The organism is Streptomyces sp. DG1A-41 (genome assembly GCF_037055355.1).
Lineage (GTDB): Bacteria > Actinomycetota > Actinomycetes > Streptomycetales > Streptomycetaceae > Streptomyces.
Map to the genome: position 1 here is coordinate 3,457,259 of NZ_CP146350.1, position 15,752 is coordinate 3,473,010.

A 15,752-nucleotide genomic window follows, 5' to 3' on the forward strand; every position below is an offset into this window, starting at 1 on the left:
AGGGGACCCGGTAAAGCTACGCGTCGACCTCGACCAGCCGCTTGCCGTCGAAGGTCACTACCTCGAAGTGATCGATCTGGTTCGGCTCGAAGGCGGCGCCGCCCTGGACGTACAGCGGCTCCTTGGCCTTCTCGGACTTGGCGTCCGGCAGGCCGTAGCCCCATTCCGGGACGGACCAGGAGGCGAGGGTCTCGCGCTCGCCGTTCTTGCCGACCGCGACGAGGGCGCACTTGAGCGGGCCCTTGAGGTTCTTCAGCTCCAGGACGGTGCCGGTGCCCCAGTCCTTCTTCTGGACGGCGACGGTCGCGGAGACCTTGGTGTTGGGGTCGGTGGCCGTGATCTTGTCGGAGATGCCGTCGAAGGCCTCCTTGGCGGGGCTGGAGGCGAGCGGGCGGTTCTCGGCGCCGCCGCCGTCACCGCCGCCGTTCGTCGCGACCGCGACGAAGGGGCCACCGATGATCAGCGCGCCGGCCGCGGCCACCATGTAGAAGCTGCGGCGGCGCTTCTGGGCGCGGCGGTCGGCGACCTCGTCGACCAGCTTCTCCACCAGGCGCGGCCGGGGCTTCGCGGACAGCGACTCGCCGATCGCGGGTGTGCCCGAGCCGGGCAGGTCGGCGAGGGCGGCGAGCATCGGCTCCATGCCGGCCAGCTCGTCGAGCTGCTGGGCGCACCATTCACAGGTCGCGAGGTGGGCTTCGAAAGCGGTTGCTTCGGCGTCGTCGAGGATGCCGAGAGCGTAGGCACCGACGGTTTCGTGCTCGTTCGGCACCGGAGATCCCTGCATGGGTCCAGACATACCCATGCCTCCCGTACCGAATCCCTGGTTTCCCCCGTAAACACTCATCACGCCGTCACCCCCCGCTCCTCCAGTGCGAGCTTCATCGAACGCAGGGCGTAGAACACCCTGGAGCGGACGGTTCCGCTGGGTATGCCCAGGGTTTCGGCCGCCTCATTGACGGTACGCCCCTTGAAGTACGTCTCGACGAGCACCTCCCGGTGGGCGGGAGTCAGGTCGTCGAGTGCGTCCGACAGAGTCATCAGCCACAGCGCCTTGTCGATCTCGTCCTCCGCGGGGATGACCTCCAGCGGCGACGGGTCGACCTCCTGCGGCCGGGCCTGCCGGCTGCGGTGGCCGTCGATGACGATGCGCCGGGCGACCGTCACCAGCCAGGGGCGTACCGATCCGGTCGCCCGATTGAGCTGACCGGCGTTCTTCCAGGCACGGATGAGCGTCTCCTGCACGACGTCCTCGGCGCGCTGCCGGTCTCCGGCGACCAGGCGCAGGACGTACGCAAGCAGGGGTCCGGCGTGTTCGCGATACAGCGCACGCATCAGCTCCTCGTCGGGTTCCGAGGGCTGGGACATGCGATGTCGGGCCCTCGGTGCACGTTCATTGGCCACGACGGAATCCTTGCGCACGCCCACCTCCGGTGTCCGGGGGTTCCCCCAGTCGGTCGCTCCACATGCCGTACGGATGCGAGCCGTTGGGTGTTCAAAGAGGCGTGACAGATTTCTTCGGAGTGGCGTGACGAGGGGGACATGGGAGCACATTCCCACCCCATGTTCTTTACATTTCCGCCACATCGATCAAATCAAGCCAGGCTTTCCCTACGGGGGCGTAGGTAAACGGCGTGTAATCGAAATCACTTCGACAGCACGTCCACAGAAGTCGCATTTAGGACAGGGGAATTGGGTGCAGCGACCATCCAACGGCCTTGCAGTGAAGGACAAAAGGGATTTAAGCGCGAGTGAGCGCCGCGCGGCGGCGGTGCCGGGCGACCCTTTCGCGGTTGCCGCAAACCTCGCTGGAGCACCAGCGCCTCCTGCGCCCCCGGGAGGTGTCGAGGTACACGATCGGGCAGTTGTCGCCCTCGCACTGGCGCAGGGCCGCGCGGGCGACGGGGTCGGTCAGCAGGTCCACGGCGTCCCGGGCGACGACCGCGAGCAGGGCGGGGCAGCCGGGCGGGCCGTCCAACCGCCGTACGAGCTCGCCGTCTCCACCGCGGACGGCGCGCGGGGCGGGGGGCGCCGTACGGGCGAGGTCGTTGACGCGCGCGAGCGCGAAGTCGTACGCCCGGGCTCCGGATCCCGGCCAGCCGCGCACCAACCGGTCGATCTGGCCGCGCAGTTCGCGGAAGGCGGCCGGCCAGGTGGCGTCGGCGTGGGCCAGGGCGGTGTCCGCCGGGACGAGCCCGGAACCGGTGATCCAGGCGCGCAGCACGTCCACGGAGTCCAGCCGTTCCTCCGGATGCGTGGTGGAGAGCAGATCGAGGCAGATCCGCCCGGCATCGAAGCGCAGCTCGTACGGGGCCGTGGCCGTACCCAGTGCCATGTGCCTGTCACCGCCTAGGGGTGCACCCCGGTCGCGAGGGGTTCGGTGGGGCGCCAGTGAGAGGGCTGGGAAACCGTTCCCTCTTACAGTGCCTGCCCACCGCGAAGCCGAAAACCCCTCGCACGGGCCCGTCGTGAGGCGCGGCTTCGCCCCGGCACGGGTTCCGGCCATGGCGCGCGCCCCACGCCGAGCGGCAATGGACGCGCGGGCGGCGTCAGCATGGCGGTATCTCGCTCAACCCGCGGATGCGGTCACGCGTCCGCGTACTTCGTGTCCGCTGCCGGGTCCAGGGCGAGGCGGTAGCCGCGTTTGACCACGGTCTGGATCAGTTTCGGGGTGCCGAGGGCCGTGCGGAGGCGGGCCATGGCCGTTTCGACCGCGTGCTCGTCGCGGCCGGAACCGGGGAGGGCGCGGAGCAGTTCCGCGCGGGCGACCACCCAGCCGGGGCGGCGGGAGAGAGCACGCAGGAGGGACATGCCGGCCGGCGGCACGGGCTTGAGTTCCCCGTCCACCAGGACGGCGTGACCGCGGATCTCCACCCGGTGCCCGGCGATCGGCAGCGCGCGGGCCCGGCCGGGCAGTTCCTTGCAGAGAAGCTGGACGAGGGGGCCGAGCCGGAAGCGCTCGGGCTGGATCGTGTCGATGCCGCGGGACTGGAGCGGCAGGGCGGTGACCGGGCCCACGCAGGCCGGCAGCACGTCGTGGCTCATGGCCTCCAGTACCTCGGGGAGCATCCCGCGCTCCTCCGCCCGGGAGAGCAGGGAGGCCGCGGCCGGGGCGCTGGTGAAGGTCAGCGCGTCCACGCCCCGGGAGACCGTCGCGTCCAGGAGGCGGTCCACCGGGGCGATGTCCTCCGGCGGCATCCACCGGTAGACGGGCACGCCCACGACCTCGGCCCCGCCCTCCCGCAGCGCCTCCACGAACCCGGGCAACGGCTCACCGTGCAGCTGGATCGCGATCCGCTGCCCGTCGACGCCCTCCTCCAGCAGCCGGTCGAGCACCTCCGCCATGGACTCCGACGACGGCGACCACTCCTCCGTCAGCCCGGCGGCCCGGACCGCGCCCTTCACCTTGGGGCCGCGCGCCAGGATCCGTACGCGGCCGAGACGCGACAGCAGATCGTCGCCGAGCCCCCAGCCGTCGGCGGCCTCGACCCAGCCCCGGAAACCGATCGCGGTCGTGGCGACCACGATGTCCGGCACCTGGCGGACGAGCTCCTTCGTCGCGGCCAGCAGCTCGCTGTCGTCGGCGAGCTGCACGATCCGCAGGGCAGGGGCGTGCAGAACGGCGGCACCGCGCCGCTGGAGCAGCGTGCCCAGCTCGTCGGCCCGGCGCGCGGCCGTCACGCCCACGGTGAAACCCGCCAGGGGCCCGTGGTCCGGTCGCTGTTCTTCCTCGTACATGGCTCTCGTCCCGCACTCGAGTCGTCGTACATGGGTACGGCGTACCTACATGCCGATCGAGCCTGTCAACGGCTCGTGACAGGCTCGGATCCGCTTGATGTCGCTCGTGTTACCGATGCCGTTTTCCGCCGGATCGACGGCTACGGGCTTCGGCCGGGGATCCGGGGGTCGTCCCCCGGATCAGCACTAACGTCACACCTTGGCGTAGCTGAGCTGCGGCTCCGCCTCCGAGGTCGCCGTCGTGGCGGGTACCCGGGGAGTCGTACGGCGAAGGTATACGGCCCAGGTGACCGCGAAGCAGACCGCGTAGAAGGCGAGGAAGGCGACGAAGGCGCCGGTGCCGGAGCCGTAGGAGAGGAAGGACTGGCGGAAGGCGAGGTTGATGCCGACACCGCCGAGCGCGCCCACCGCGCCGATGAGTCCCATGGAGGCGCCGGAGAGGCGACGCCCGTAGGCAGCGGCCGCTTCACCCTTCAGCCCCTTGGCGAGGGCCTTGTTCTGGAAGATGCCCGGGATCATCTTGAACGTCGAGCCGTTGCCGAGCCCGCTGAGGACGAACAGCACCACGAACGCCACGGTGAACAGCGCCAGCGACTTCTCCATGGAGGCGCCGATCAGGATGGCCGTCGCGATGCCCATGCAGACGTAGTTCCACAGGCTGATCTTCGCGCCGCCGTACTTGTCGGCCAGCCAGCCGCCCAGGGGCCGGATCAGCGAGCCGAGGAGCGGACCGATGAAGGTGACGTACGCCGCCTCCAGCGGGGTGCGTCCGAACTGGTTCTGGAGGACCTGGCCGAAGGCGAAGCTGTATCCGATGAACGACCCGAACGTGCCGATGTAGAGGAAGGACATGATCCACGTGTGGGCGTCCCGCGCGGCGTCCTTGGCGGCACCGGTGTCGTTCTTGACGTTCTCCAGGTTGTCCATGAAGAGCGCGGCCATGACCGCGGCGACGAGGATCAGCGGGATGTAGATCCCGAGCAGCAGGCGCGGTCCGCCGCCGGCGCCGATGATCGCGAGCGCTGCCAGCTGGATCACCGGTACGCCGATGTTGCCGCCGCCCGCGTTCAGGCCGAGGGCCCAGCCCTTCTTCCGCAGCGGGAAGAAGGCGTTGATGTTGGTCATGGAGGAGGCGAAGTTGCCACCGCCGACGCCGGCGAGCAGGCCGACCAGCAGGAAGGTGGAGAAGGAGGTGCCCGGCTCCATCACGGTGAACGCGGCGACGGTCGGGACGAGGAGGAGGGCGGCGGAGATGATCGTCCAGTTCCGGCCGCCGAAGATCGCGACGGCGAAGGTGTAGGGGACGCGGACGACGGCGCCGACCAGCGTGACCATCGAGGTCAGCATGAACTTGTCGGCCGGGGTCAGCCCGTACTCCGGGCCCATGAAGAGGACCAGAACGGACCACAGGGTCCAGATCGAGAACCCGATGTGCTCGGAGAGCACGGAGAAGAAGAGGTTCCGGCGGGCGATCTTCTCCCCGCTCTCCTTCCAGAAGGTCTCGTTTTCCGGATCCCAGTGCTGGATCCAGCGTCCGCCCCTGCTCGGGGGTGCGGGTGCCGTGCCAGGGCCTGTCATGACGCCTCCACTTGCTCCGGGACTCGGTCGTTCCATGTGTGCTGGTCCCGAAGGTAGGGAGGACTCGTTTCGTGACTGTGCCACCGGGTGACCGCGAGGGAACTTTGCTCTCACCCCGGCCTTGGGCGGGATGAGAGGTTCGGCGGCTTGTGTCAGCGTTGCGGAGGCTGCCAGTGCGGGTTCTGCTGAGAATACGGCTGGCTGTAGGGGCCGGGGGTCTGAGCACCGTACGGGCCGGACGCGGGCTGGCCACCACCGTACGGGCCGGACGCGGGCTGGCCACCGTAGGGGCCCGGCGCGGGCTGGCCACCACCGTACGGGCCGGACGCGGGCTGGCCACCGTAGGGGCCCGGCGCGGGCTGCGCGGGGTACGGGCCGGCGGCCTGCTGCCCGGGGTACGGGCCCGGCGCCGGCTGGGCGTACGGCCCTGGCGCCTGCTGTCCGTAACCCCCGGGGGAGCCACCGGCCGGAGTGGGCATCCCGCCGGGCCTGCCCGGCACCCCGGGCGCCTGCCCGCCGCCGTACGGCCCTCCCCCGAACGGATTGCCCCGCCCCGGCATCTGCGCCCCGGGCGGCAGATACCGCAACCGCCCGTTCTCATCGGTCACCGGCATGAAGCCGGCCGCCTGCAAGCGCGCGGCGAACTTCGTGTTGCGCTTGCGCGTGACCAGCAGCCCGATGCCGAAGATCGCCATGAACAGCAGCCACACCACGCCCGCCGCGATGAAGTCGAAGGACTCACCGCCGGTGCGGAAGGCGAGGACCACGCAGCCGACGGTGACGCCGAGGGCCGCGTAGCCCATGCGCTTCTCGGCGTTCTTGCCGGTGAGGTCGAAGTTGATGCGGGCCTTGAGGAGCTCGAAGGCGTCCGGCACGAGCGGCGGCAGGGAGACACCGTCGCCGGCGCCCGGGTACTGCGCCCAGTTCTGTGCGGCCCGAGCCCGGGCCTGCGGGCTGGGGTCGGGCAGGATCAGCATGGTGAGCGCGCCGTTGCGGCCGGTGCTCTGCCGGACGTCCGCGTACTCGTAGCCGAACTGCTGGGCGACGAAGGCCAGCCGGGCGAGTTTCTTCACGGACGCCATCGGGCTGGTGAGCTCGACCGGTTCTCCGCTCGCCATCAGCCGCAGCATCTTCTGCATCTGCCGCTTACTCATCCCACCGCTCCCCGGCCACTCACTGGGCACAGTTGTTCACATGCGCAACTCAGGCAGTTTTCCACACCGGGAAAGCCCAAGGGAACGGGCCTCGTTGTCCTCAAGCGGACCCACGCGGGGAAGCGGAGAGTCCGTGTCCGCTGAGTCGAGGGCCGAGCGGCCGGAGGCACGGCGCCCGCAGCGCTCCTTGGCCGGAACCGTCGCCTTCGGAGCGGGAATGCTCCTCGTCCTGGCGACGGCGACGCTCGGCGCGTTCGGGGCCGTGGCCCTGCTGGGCAGGGCGGTGGGCGCGGCCCCGCTGTCGAGCGTGGTGCCCGACGAAGGGCACAACGCCGCGGTGGTGGGAGGCATCGGGGTCGGCGGGCTGACCGGGCTGATGCTGCCGGTGATCCTCTTCGGTATGGCGCGCGGCAACGAGGACACGCCCCGGGTCGGCCTGGGAGCCGCGGCGCGCAAGGTGCTGGCGGTGCTGGTGTTCGACGTCTGGCTGCCGGTCGTGGCGTTGCTCGTCGCCCAGCTGGGGTGGCTCCTCCCGGCCCAGGTCACCACCGTCGTCGCCGTGTTCGCCGTCGGGTTCGGCTGGATGCCGCTCGCGATGGTCCCTTGGGAGCGGTTCGGTTTCGGCGATGGCCGCTCATCGTCCGTCCTCGCCGATGCCGGCCCCGCTCAGCCGCCGGGTGCCGGTCGCCTCCGGCTCCCTCGGGACCTCACCCGAGGCGCACTGTTCGGCCACGACCGGGGTTTCCGCTTCGCCGCGACGTCCTCGACCCAGCCGAACGCGAGGATCGCCGCGCCGATCAAGGGCCAGACCAGGACGAACATCCAGATCGTGTACGTGGTGTCCAGGGCGGACACCGCGCTGTCGCTCTGGAGGAACGGCAGTTCGTAGAGGAGGTCGAGGATCGGGACCGTCGCCATGATGAGGAGGTTGTGCCAGAGGTAGATCGTGACCGCGCGGTTGTTGGAGAGGGTCACGAGTTTGTCCCACCTGGCGAGGCGGCCCGGGAGTTCGCGCCAGGACGGGGAGTACTGGAGCAGGATGACCACGAAGCCGAAGGACCAGGCCGCCTGGGCCAGTGGGATGTCGTTCAGGTCCCAGCCGTCGGGGCCCAGGTGGCCCGAGGCCCACCACAGGCCGAATGCCATCAGCAGGGCCGCCCAGGAGATCGCCAGGTAGCGGGGGATCTGCTTGAGCAGGCCCTCGTGGTGGGCGAAGCCCAGGACCCAGCAGCCGCCGTAGACCGCGAAGTCGGTCACCGCGTTGCCCGTCTCGCCGGGGATCTTCACCAGGCCCGTGCCGACGACCGCCGTGAGGCCCAGGGGTGCCAGCAGCGTCGGCCAGGGTGCCCGGCGGAACGCCCACAGCAGCAGCGGGGAGGCGATGACGAACCAGAGGTAGGCCCGCAGGTACCACAGCGGACCGGCCGCCTGCACCGCCCAGGTGTCCTCCAGCAGGCCGGACTTGGCGCCGAGGTGCCAGGGGAAGGGCGGGGCACCGACGGGGAAGACGTAGTTGAACAGGTCGATCAGGCCCCAGGTGCCGCCGTGGTCCGGGTCCTTCAGCGGGTTCCAGCCGCCCGCGAACATCATCGCCAGCACCACCACGCTGAACACCCAGAGCGGGGGCAGGAGCCGGCGGATCCGGCCCCGGACCACCCCGAGCGCGGGGCGGTTCAGCGAGCGCGCCATCAGGGCGCCCGCCAGCGCGAACATCACGCCCATCGACGGGAACAGCACCGTCAGCCACGCCCAGCCGAACAGGTGGTACACGACGACACGGACCAGGGCGATCGAGCGCAGCAGGTCCAGGTAGCGGTCACGGCCGCCGCCCTGGCGCGGCGCCGTGTCGGGGGCGGTTTCGCCCGCGGCTGCGGGGTCCGTCGTGCGCTGCTGCGGGATGCCGTACGACGGCGGCCCCGGCATGCCGGACGCCGCCGATGACGTGGGGACAGGGTTTTCGTGGGTCATGCCACCGGCCTCCGCTCGCCGCTGCTCTGGGACCGCTGGCGCGGCACGGGGCCGCCCCCGGGCGTGTCGACCACACCGGTGCGCCGCAGCTTCTGCCAGCGCAGCCGGCCGCCGGTGAGGGCGGTGATCCAGGACTGGAGCAGGACGACATACATGAGCTGCCGGTAGAGGATCTGCTGCAAGGGCAGGGAGACGAGGTGGGTCATGCGCTCTCGGTCGAGTCGGAAGGCATAGGCCGCGCAGACCGCCTGGATCGCCAGGACGCCGAGCCACGCGATGATCGTCTTCTGGGTCGGGCCGAACACGAGGCCGTAGACGAGGAACACGTCGATCAGCGGTGCCAGCAGGGGCGCCACGACCATGAAGAGGGACACCAGGGGCAGGCCCACGCGGCCGAAGCGGCCCGAGGCGCCCTTGTCCACCAGCGCCCGGCGGTGTTTCCAGATGGCCTGCATGGTGCCGTACGACCAGCGGTAGCGCTGGGACCACAGTTGCTGGACCGTCTCGGGCGCCTCGGTCCAGGCACGGGCCTTCTCCGCGTAGACCACGCGCCAGCCGTCGCGGTGCAGGGCCATGGTGATGTCGGTGTCCTCGGCGAGCGTGTCGTCACTCATGCCGCCGACCCGTTCCAGCGCGCTGCGGCGGAAGGCTCCGACCGCGCCGGGGATCGTCGGCATGCAGCGCAGCACGTCGTACATCCGGCGGTCGAGGTTGAAGCCCATCACGTATTCGATGTGCTGCCAGGCGCCGATGAGGGTGTCCTTGTTGCCGACCTTGGCGTTGCCCGCCACCGCGCCCACGCGCGGGTCGCCGAAGGGCTGCACCAGCTCGCGCACGGTGGACGGTTCGAAGACCGTGTCGCCGTCCATCATCACGATCAGGTCGTAACGGGCGTTGGCCACACCGCGGTTGAGCGCGGCCGGCTTGCCCGCGTTGAGCTGGCGGACCACCCGGACATTGGGCAGGCCCATGGCCTCCACGATCCGTGCCGTGCCGTCGGAGGAGCCGTCGTCGATGACGAGGACCTCGATGGGGTGGTCACTGGCGGCGAGGGAACGGACGGTGTTCTCGATGCACTTGGCCTCGTTGTACGCCGGGACCAGGACCGACACCGGTTCGGTGATCGGCGGCCCATAGCTGAAGCCGCGGCGGCGCACCCTGCGTGCATGCAGCCCGGAGAGCAGCAGCATCAGGACGAAGCGGCCGATGACGAGGGTGCCGACGATCGCGAGGCCGACGACCAGCCCGTCGGTGAGGTGCTCCGAGGCCTGCACCAGGAAGATCCACGCCTTGCCCTTCCAGTGTTCGAGGCCGGTGACCCGGGAGTGCGCGCTCGGGGCGTCGAGGGCCTCGGTGAGATTGGCGAACTCGTATCCCTGCTCGCGCAGGTCGGGCAGCATGCGGTCCAGTGCCTCGACGGTCTGGTGGCGGTCGCCGCCGGAGTCGTGCATCAGGACGATGGCGCCCTTGCCGCCCTTGGGCGTGGCCTTGCGGATGATCTCCTCGACGCCGGGCTTGCGCCAGTCCTCGCTGTCGGTGTTGTTGACGACGGTGATGTAGCCGCGGTCGCCGATGTACTCGGTCACCGGCCAGGACATGTTGTCCATGGCGTCGGCGAAGGAGGAGTACGGCGGCCGGAAGAGAGAGGTGCGGATGCCCGCCGCGCCCGAGATCGCGAGCTGGTTCTGGGACAGCTCCCAGTCGATGCGCTTCTTGGACTGGTAGGACAGGTCGGGGTGGTTGAAGGTGTGCAGACCGACCTCGTGGCCTTCCGCGACCATGCGCCTGACCAGGTCCGGGTAGCGCGAGGCCATGGTGCCGGTGACGAAGAAGACCGCGTGCGCCTCGTGCTTCCTCAGGATGTCCAGGACCTTCGGCGTCCAGACCGGGTCCGGGCCGTCGTCGAAGGTGAGGACCAGGCGGCGGTCGGGCAGGCGCAGGCTCTCCGTGCGGCCGCTGCGGGTGTCGATGACGGGCCCGCCTCGCATGATCTTCTCCGGCACCTGGTCGGTGGCGGCGGGCGGCCGGACCCGGTGGTCGGCGAGGATCTCGCTGTGCACGTACCCGCGCAGCATGAGCATCGCCATCAGCGCGACGAGGACGAGCAGGGGCAGCAGCAGGCGCAGGGGCAGGCGTCGCCTGCTGCCGCCACGGGCTCGGGGCGCGGGCCCGGAACGGCGGGTATGGGATGCCATGAGTGGTGGTACTCCGGGGTGGTGCGGGGATGAAGTGCTGCGGGGACGGGTGGTGCGGGGACGGTGTCGGCAGGCCTCACGGCGTCAGGGCCCCACCGCTCCAGCGTGGCCAGGAGCTCGGGGCCTGGGATCCGGGGCGCCGGAGCACCCTTCCCCGGGATCTTTCTGGAGGGCGGACGCGGCGGGCGCCGTCCCCGCGACCGGGTCTAGGCGGCGGGCGACTGGGCGACGGGCGGCGTCTCGGGCGGGCCTTCGGCGACCGTTTCGGTGCCGCCGCTGTCGCCGGCGCCCGTGGGCTCGGTCGGTTCCGGCGTGGGCTCGACCGTCGGCGTCGGGTCGGTCGCCGGCGTGGTCGGCGGGTGTGCCGGCTCGGTCGGGGTCGGGGCGGTCACGCCGGTGCCCGGGGCCGGTGTGGTTCGGCGCGCGGTCGGCGAGGGGCCGACGGGCTGCTTGCCGGGGCGGCCCGGTTCGGCGGTGGCGGCCGGTTCGAGGGCGCTGAGGCCGGGCGAGGGCGCCGTGACCTCGTCGGTCGTCGGCGCACTGCCCGGGGCGGTGGTGCCGGTGCCGGTGGCCGGGGCCGACTGCTCGGGCAGCGGCGGGGTGTCGACCTGCCCGGCCGGCGCCCCCTCCTGCTGACCCGGTACGGGCAACCAGGGCGCGTTGGAGTTGCCGGACAGCAGCGTGGCGACGATGACCACGGCGTAGACCCCACAGGACAGGGCGATGGCCATGCCGATCCGGCGGAAGCGGCGGCTGCGGCGGCCCGACTCGTCGACGAAGACGGGCCGGTCGGCGGGGGCTGCGGGGCCCACGCCGATGCCTTCCTCGACCTGCCGTACGAACCCGCCCCCGAGCTGTACGGCGTCGAGCTGGACGGTGACCTCGTGCGGGTCGTGGCGGTGTCCGACCGGGTCGGCGACCTCCTGCCAGGGGTCGCGGGCGGCGGTCCGGGGCGCGGAGTCCGCGGCGAACGAGTCGGCCTCGCCCTCGCTCTGCCGGGGGATGCCGCGCAGCATCTCCGTACCGCCGGGCAGCCGGCGGCCGGTCACCTGGACGTCGCCGCCGGAGAAGACCTGCGTGGCTCTCCGGTCCCGGCCTCTGCCGTCAGCGGGCAGCTCACCGGTCGCCGCCACGGCGTCGGGCCATTCGGGTTGGGCGTCTTCTCGCCACTGTTCCACTCGCACGCACTTCCCCCCACGGGATGGTTCAGGTACGCGTACGACCTGAGCACCCGTCGTCCGGACCGGGTCCCCAACCCGTCCAGAGCGCCCCCATTACCACACTGTGCTCAGGCGTCGAATGTAGCGCATGCGGAAGTTGTGTGCGGACCGGGTGCCGAATCGTGTCAGCGGTGAGACGCCATGAGGACATCATCGGTGGCCGGAATCCACCCTTCGGCGGGCCTCCGCAGCCACCCCGCCTCCGCCGCGAGCCGCGCCGCCGCCCGTCGCAGCGCGTCGAGCGCGGGGTGCGTCAAGCCCTTGCGCCACACCAGCGACACGGGAGAAAGCGGAACAGGATCGACCAATGGACGTGACACCGTCGTCGGCGGGGCCGGGAACCCCACGACGGTCAGGACCGGGTTGCGCGTACGGGCCATGATCCGCTGGAACTCCTCCTCCCCGACGGCGAGCGGTGCCGGTGGCGCGATCTCGATACCCCGTCCCTCGAACAGCAGCCGCGCGAGGCCGGTCCACTCCGGCGTACGGGGATTGCCGGCCCCGCGTAGACGGTCTCGCCGGCCAGCTCGGCGAGCGGCACCTCCGCCAGCGAGGCCAGCCGGTGGTCCCCGGGCAGCACGACCGCCATCGGCTCGAACCGCACGGGCTGGTGGTCGAGCCCGGACCGCAGCGCCGGATCCAGCCCGGCGAACCGTCCGAACGACGCGTCCAGCCGGCCCGCGAGCAACTCCCCGGCGGCTCCGGTCAGACCGCTCTCATAGCGGGCCATCAGCTCGTGCCGCGGGGCGAGTTCACGCGCCCGATGCAGCACGCGGCGCGGTGTGACCAGGCCCGGGGAGTTGAGGTCCACCAGCAGCGGCCGGGCCCGGTCGAAGGCGGCGAGCAGTTCCTCCTGCGCCTGGAGCACGCGGCGGGCGTACGGCAGCAGCCGCTCTCCGTCGGGCGTGAGTGTCACCTGCCGCGTGGTCCGTACGAACAACTCGGCGCCCAGCTCCCGCTCCAGCCGCCGCACGTCCCGGCTGAGCGCCTGCTGGGCCGTATGCAGACGCACCGCGGCACGGGTGAAGTGCAGTTCCTCGGCGACGGTGACGAAGGCGCGCAGGAGACGGGGGTCGAGGTGGCCGGGCATGCCGTGAACCTACAGCGACGGCCTGCCGTTCGGCCCCCGGCGACCCGCTCAGTCCTCGGCGACCCGCTCGGACTCCGGCGCCCTGCTCGGACCCCGGCGGCCTCCTCAGCTCCCGGCCACCCGACCAGGCTCCTCGCCGCCCTCCCCCACACACTCACCCGGAACGGGACCGGCACCCGGACCGGCACCCGCGCCCGTCACCTCACCCCCCGGACCATCCCCACCGGCAAGTTCCCTCGACGGAACCTGCCCCAGGCGATGCCGAGGCACCGTACGCACGGGCGGACGCGTCAGCGTGATCTGGCGGACGACCTGCTGGAAGCACGCCAGCGCCGCCAGCCCGGGCAGGGCGGCAGCCGCGATACCGAGGACGGTCCTCGGTGCCTGGGCGACACACAGCAGCACGGCGACGCACGAGAAGACCACCACCACGCACCAGGAGTGCACGGCACGGCGCTGGTGCAGCGCGGCCCGCAGGACGGACAGGGAGGCCACCAGCCAGGGCCCGTACACCAGCAGGGGCCACCAGGTGCGCAGGCTGCGCTCCGCGGGGGACACCGCGACCAGGCGCAACGGGTCGTAGGCGACCATGCCGCTCAGGAGACTCACCGCGGAAGCGATGACGGCCGTCAGGGCGGCGACGAGGAAACTGGTGGTGCGGAGCACGCCCGGGGCTCTGCTGGCCCGGATCTTGCGGTGGCGCCGGGGGACGTCCCGTACGGGCGGCAGTTCCTCGGTGATGTCCTGGAGGCGCTGCATGCGCTCGCCCGGGGCCGGGTCCGCGGGGGCGGGGGCGGGGGCGGCCTGTGCCGTGTCCCGGGGGGCGGGAATCCTCGACTCCTGCTCCCCGAGCGCCTCCTCGAGGATGAACGCCAGTTCCTCCGCCGGGTCCCAGGTCGGATCCGGTGGCGTCAGCGGAGTCACATAATCCCTGGTCGGAGCCCGGTGCCGGCCGGTGCCCTCGATTCCTTTGTCGTACATAGCGCGATCCGACTATTCCGCAAGCACGAAAGCGGGCCATTCCGTCGCACTGATCCACCGCCGGGCGAGGTCCTTTTCCAGCACGCTCATGGCATCGATGAAATCGCGCAGAACCGGCTCGGTCACCTGGAGCGCGACCGGGCAGCCGGCCTTGGTGAGCGTGCCGTTGACGGTGGCCGACGAGTGCGCTGGAGCGGGAATGTAGGTGTAGGGGCCGAGCGTTACCGCCCAACCGTCTTTCCTGGTCGCCTCGGTCATGTACCGACTAACCGTCGGTCCACTTCGGCGGATGCGCGGCAAACGAGTGAAGGATTTCCCGGCCGAGTATCTTTTCCATGTGTCATTAAGGACTCTCCATATCGCTGTATGAAAAACAGGCCGCGAACATTTCCCGCCTGTCCTACAACCCAGGTGCGTGAGTCCGTACGGAACAGGTGTTGGACCGCCCGATCACCTCCGGGCGACGGTGGGGGCATGCCGCAACTCACCCCGTACCGCCGTCTCTTCGGGCTGTCGGGCGCCCGTGCGTTCACCGCCGGGAACCTGATCGCCCGGTTGCCGATGGGCATGTTCAGCGTCAGCGCGGTCGTCATGATCGCCGGGACGCGGGGCTCGTACGCCCTCGCCGGTGCCGTCACGGCGACGGGGCTCGCGGCGACCGCGGTGGTCGCGCCGTGGACCGCGCGGCTCGTCGACCGGCACGGCCAGGCCCGGGTTGCCCTGCCCGCCACGGTGATCGCCGTCCTCGGCTCGCTCGCGCTGCTGCTGTGCGTGCGCCACGGCGCCCCCGACTGGACCCTCTTCGCGGCGTACGCCGCCACCGCGACGACCCCCAACACCGGCGGCATGTCCCGCGCCCGCTGGGCGTATCTGCTGAAAGGCGACGCGAAGGCCCTGCACGCCGCCAACTCCTTCGAGCAGGCCGCGGACGAGCTGTGCTTCATGCTCGGGCCGGCGCTCGCGGCCTTCCTGTGCGGCACGTTCTTCCCGGAGGCGGGCACGCTGGCCGGCGCGGTGCTGCTGATGTCGGGCGTCCTGCTGTTCGCAGCGCAGCGCTCGACCGAACCGCCGCCCCGGGGACGTACGACGACGGCCGGTTCACCGTTGCGGGCGCCCGGCATCCCGCCGCTGCTGGCCGTGTGCCTTGCGATGGGCGCGGTGTTCGGGGCGACGGAGGTCGTCACGATCGCGTTCGCGGACGCACAGGGTCACAAGGCGGCGGCCGGTGTGGTGCTCGCCCTCCAGGCGGCAGGCTCGTGCGCAGCCGGCCTGGTGTACGGGGCGCTGCGGCCGGCCGGGTCCGCGCGGGCCCGCCTGCCGTGGTGCGTGGCCGCGATGACGGCCCTGCTGACGCTGCCACTGCTCGCGACGGCCCTGACCGGCTCGCTCCCGCTGCTCGCCGGCACGCTGCTGATCGCCGGGATGGCGACCGCCCCGACCATGGTCACCACCATGACGCTGGTCCAGCAGCGCACCCCCGAGGGCCATCTGAACGAGGGCATGACCCTGGCCGTGACGGGCCTGCTCGGCGGCATCGCCTGCGGCAGCGCGATCGGCGGCTGGACGGTGGAGCACGCCTCGGCGGCGGCCGGGTACGGCGTGCCGGTGACGGCCGCCGCCGTGGCCCTGGTGCTCTCCCTCGTTCTGTTCGGGTCGTCGAATCGCTTCACCACGTCCGCGTAACCCGTTTCGTCAATTTTCGCGCATCCCATTGACGGCCTGGAAGCTCGCGCATACCTTCGCCCGTCGAAGCGCTTCGACGCCGCGTATCGAACGATTCGACGACCCGCGTGGCGCTGCGACCTACCCATCCGGCTCCCCTGGAGGCACA

12 protein-coding genes and 1 pseudogene are annotated in these 15,752 nt (G+C 71.2%); 1 reads left to right on the forward strand and 12 read right to left on the reverse strand.

Translation table 11 applies throughout. The annotated features are described in order from the left end of the window. Positions 1 to 16 precede the first annotated feature (16 nt). From V8690_RS16025 to V8690_RS16080, 12 genes and pseudogenes are all read right to left on the reverse strand, one after another. On the reverse strand, positions 17 to 844 hold the full coding sequence (locus V8690_RS16025; RefSeq protein ID WP_338779474.1) for a zf-HC2 domain-containing protein: 828 nt from the start codon (positions 842 to 844) through the stop codon (positions 17 to 19). Continuing rightward, positions 844 to 1,365, reverse strand: coding sequence for a sigma-70 family RNA polymerase sigma factor (locus V8690_RS16030; RefSeq protein WP_010039908.1), 522 nt, complete (start codon positions 1,363 to 1,365; stop codon positions 844 to 846). The genes V8690_RS16025 and V8690_RS16030 overlap by 1 nt, the downstream gene beginning before the upstream one ends. A gap of 373 nt (positions 1,366 to 1,738) precedes the next feature. Then, positions 1,739 to 2,332, reverse strand: coding sequence for an ABATE domain-containing protein (locus tag V8690_RS16035; protein ID WP_338779478.1), 594 nt, complete (start codon positions 2,330 to 2,332; stop codon positions 1,739 to 1,741). A gap of 251 nt (positions 2,333 to 2,583) precedes the next feature. Continuing rightward, positions 2,584 to 3,735: a uroporphyrinogen-III synthase gene (locus tag V8690_RS16040; RefSeq protein ID WP_338779480.1), complete on the reverse strand. Its 1,152-nt coding sequence runs from the start codon at positions 3,733 to 3,735 to the stop codon at positions 2,584 to 2,586. Between the two features lie 192 nt (positions 3,736 to 3,927). Then, entirely contained in the window at positions 3,928 to 5,313 is a 1,386-nt protein-coding gene (locus tag V8690_RS16045) for a nitrate/nitrite transporter (RefSeq protein WP_338779483.1), read from the reverse strand. Between the two features lie 152 nt (positions 5,314 to 5,465). Next, positions 5,466 to 6,467, reverse strand: coding sequence for a hypothetical protein (locus tag V8690_RS16050; RefSeq protein ID WP_338779485.1), 1,002 nt, complete (start codon positions 6,465 to 6,467; stop codon positions 5,466 to 5,468). Between the two features lie 666 nt (positions 6,468 to 7,133). After that, positions 7,134 to 8,435 carry an acyltransferase gene (locus tag V8690_RS16055; protein ID WP_338779487.1) on the reverse strand — a complete coding sequence of 434 codons (1,302 nt, stop codon included), beginning with the start codon at positions 8,433 to 8,435 and terminating at the stop codon, positions 7,134 to 7,136. Continuing rightward, positions 8,432 to 10,630 carry a glycosyltransferase gene (locus tag V8690_RS16060; protein ID WP_338779489.1) on the reverse strand — a complete coding sequence of 733 codons (2,199 nt, stop codon included), beginning with the start codon at positions 10,628 to 10,630 and terminating at the stop codon, positions 8,432 to 8,434. The genes V8690_RS16055 and V8690_RS16060 overlap by 4 nt, the downstream gene beginning before the upstream one ends. A gap of 206 nt (positions 10,631 to 10,836) precedes the next feature. Next, positions 10,837 to 11,808 (reverse strand): hypothetical protein, encoded by a 972-nt coding sequence (locus V8690_RS16065; protein WP_338779491.1) that lies wholly within the window; start codon positions 11,806 to 11,808, stop codon positions 10,837 to 10,839. Positions 11,809 to 11,975: 167 nt separating this feature from the next. Further along, positions 11,976 to 12,940 (reverse strand): annotated as a pseudogene (locus tag V8690_RS16070) (LysR family transcriptional regulator). Positions 12,941 to 13,045: 105 nt separating this feature from the next. After that, on the reverse strand, positions 13,046 to 13,921 hold the full coding sequence (locus V8690_RS16075; protein WP_338779492.1) for a hypothetical protein: 876 nt from the start codon (positions 13,919 to 13,921) through the stop codon (positions 13,046 to 13,048). A gap of 12 nt (positions 13,922 to 13,933) precedes the next feature. Next, positions 13,934 to 14,179: a hypothetical protein gene (locus tag V8690_RS16080; protein WP_338779493.1), complete on the reverse strand. Its 246-nt coding sequence runs from the start codon at positions 14,177 to 14,179 to the stop codon at positions 13,934 to 13,936. A gap of 216 nt (positions 14,180 to 14,395) precedes the next feature. On the opposite strand from V8690_RS16080, the gene V8690_RS16085 reads away from it, so the two are divergent. Then, a complete protein-coding gene (locus tag V8690_RS16085; RefSeq protein ID WP_338779497.1) occupies positions 14,396 to 15,604 on the forward strand; it encodes an MFS transporter in 1,209 nt (402 codons plus the stop codon). The last annotated feature ends 148 nt before the right edge of the window (positions 15,605 to 15,752 follow it).

What these genes read in the sequence shown, in the direction of transcription:
- V8690_RS16035 (WP_338779478.1), bottom strand. Translation starts at nt 2,332, where the DNA reads ATGGCACTGGGTACGGCCACGGCCCCGTACGAGCTGCGCTTCGATGCC.
- V8690_RS16025 (WP_338779474.1), bottom strand. Translation starts at nt 844, where the DNA reads ATGAGTGTTTACGGGGGAAACCAGGGATTCGGTACGGGAGGCATGGGT.
- V8690_RS16080 (WP_338779493.1), bottom strand. Translation starts at nt 14,179, where the DNA reads ATGACCGAGGCGACCAGGAAAGACGGTTGGGCGGTAACGCTCGGCCCC.
- V8690_RS16055 (WP_338779487.1), bottom strand. Translation starts at nt 8,435, where the DNA reads ATGACCCACGAAAACCCTGTCCCCACGTCATCGGCGGCGTCCGGCATG.
- V8690_RS16085 (WP_338779497.1), top strand. Translation starts at nt 14,396, where the DNA reads ATGCCGCAACTCACCCCGTACCGCCGTCTCTTCGGGCTGTCGGGCGCC.
- V8690_RS16050 (WP_338779485.1), bottom strand. Translation starts at nt 6,467, where the DNA reads ATGAGTAAGCGGCAGATGCAGAAGATGCTGCGGCTGATGGCGAGCGGA.
- V8690_RS16030 (WP_010039908.1), bottom strand. Translation starts at nt 1,365, where the DNA reads ATGTCCCAGCCCTCGGAACCCGACGAGGAGCTGATGCGTGCGCTGTAT.
- V8690_RS16060 (WP_338779489.1), bottom strand. Translation starts at nt 10,630, where the DNA reads ATGGCATCCCATACCCGCCGTTCCGGGCCCGCGCCCCGAGCCCGTGGC.
- V8690_RS16075 (WP_338779492.1), bottom strand. Translation starts at nt 13,921, where the DNA reads ATGTACGACAAAGGAATCGAGGGCACCGGCCGGCACCGGGCTCCGACC.
- V8690_RS16040 (WP_338779480.1), bottom strand. Translation starts at nt 3,735, where the DNA reads ATGTACGAGGAAGAACAGCGACCGGACCACGGGCCCCTGGCGGGTTTC.
- V8690_RS16045 (WP_338779483.1), bottom strand. Translation starts at nt 5,313, where the DNA reads ATGACAGGCCCTGGCACGGCACCCGCACCCCCGAGCAGGGGCGGACGC.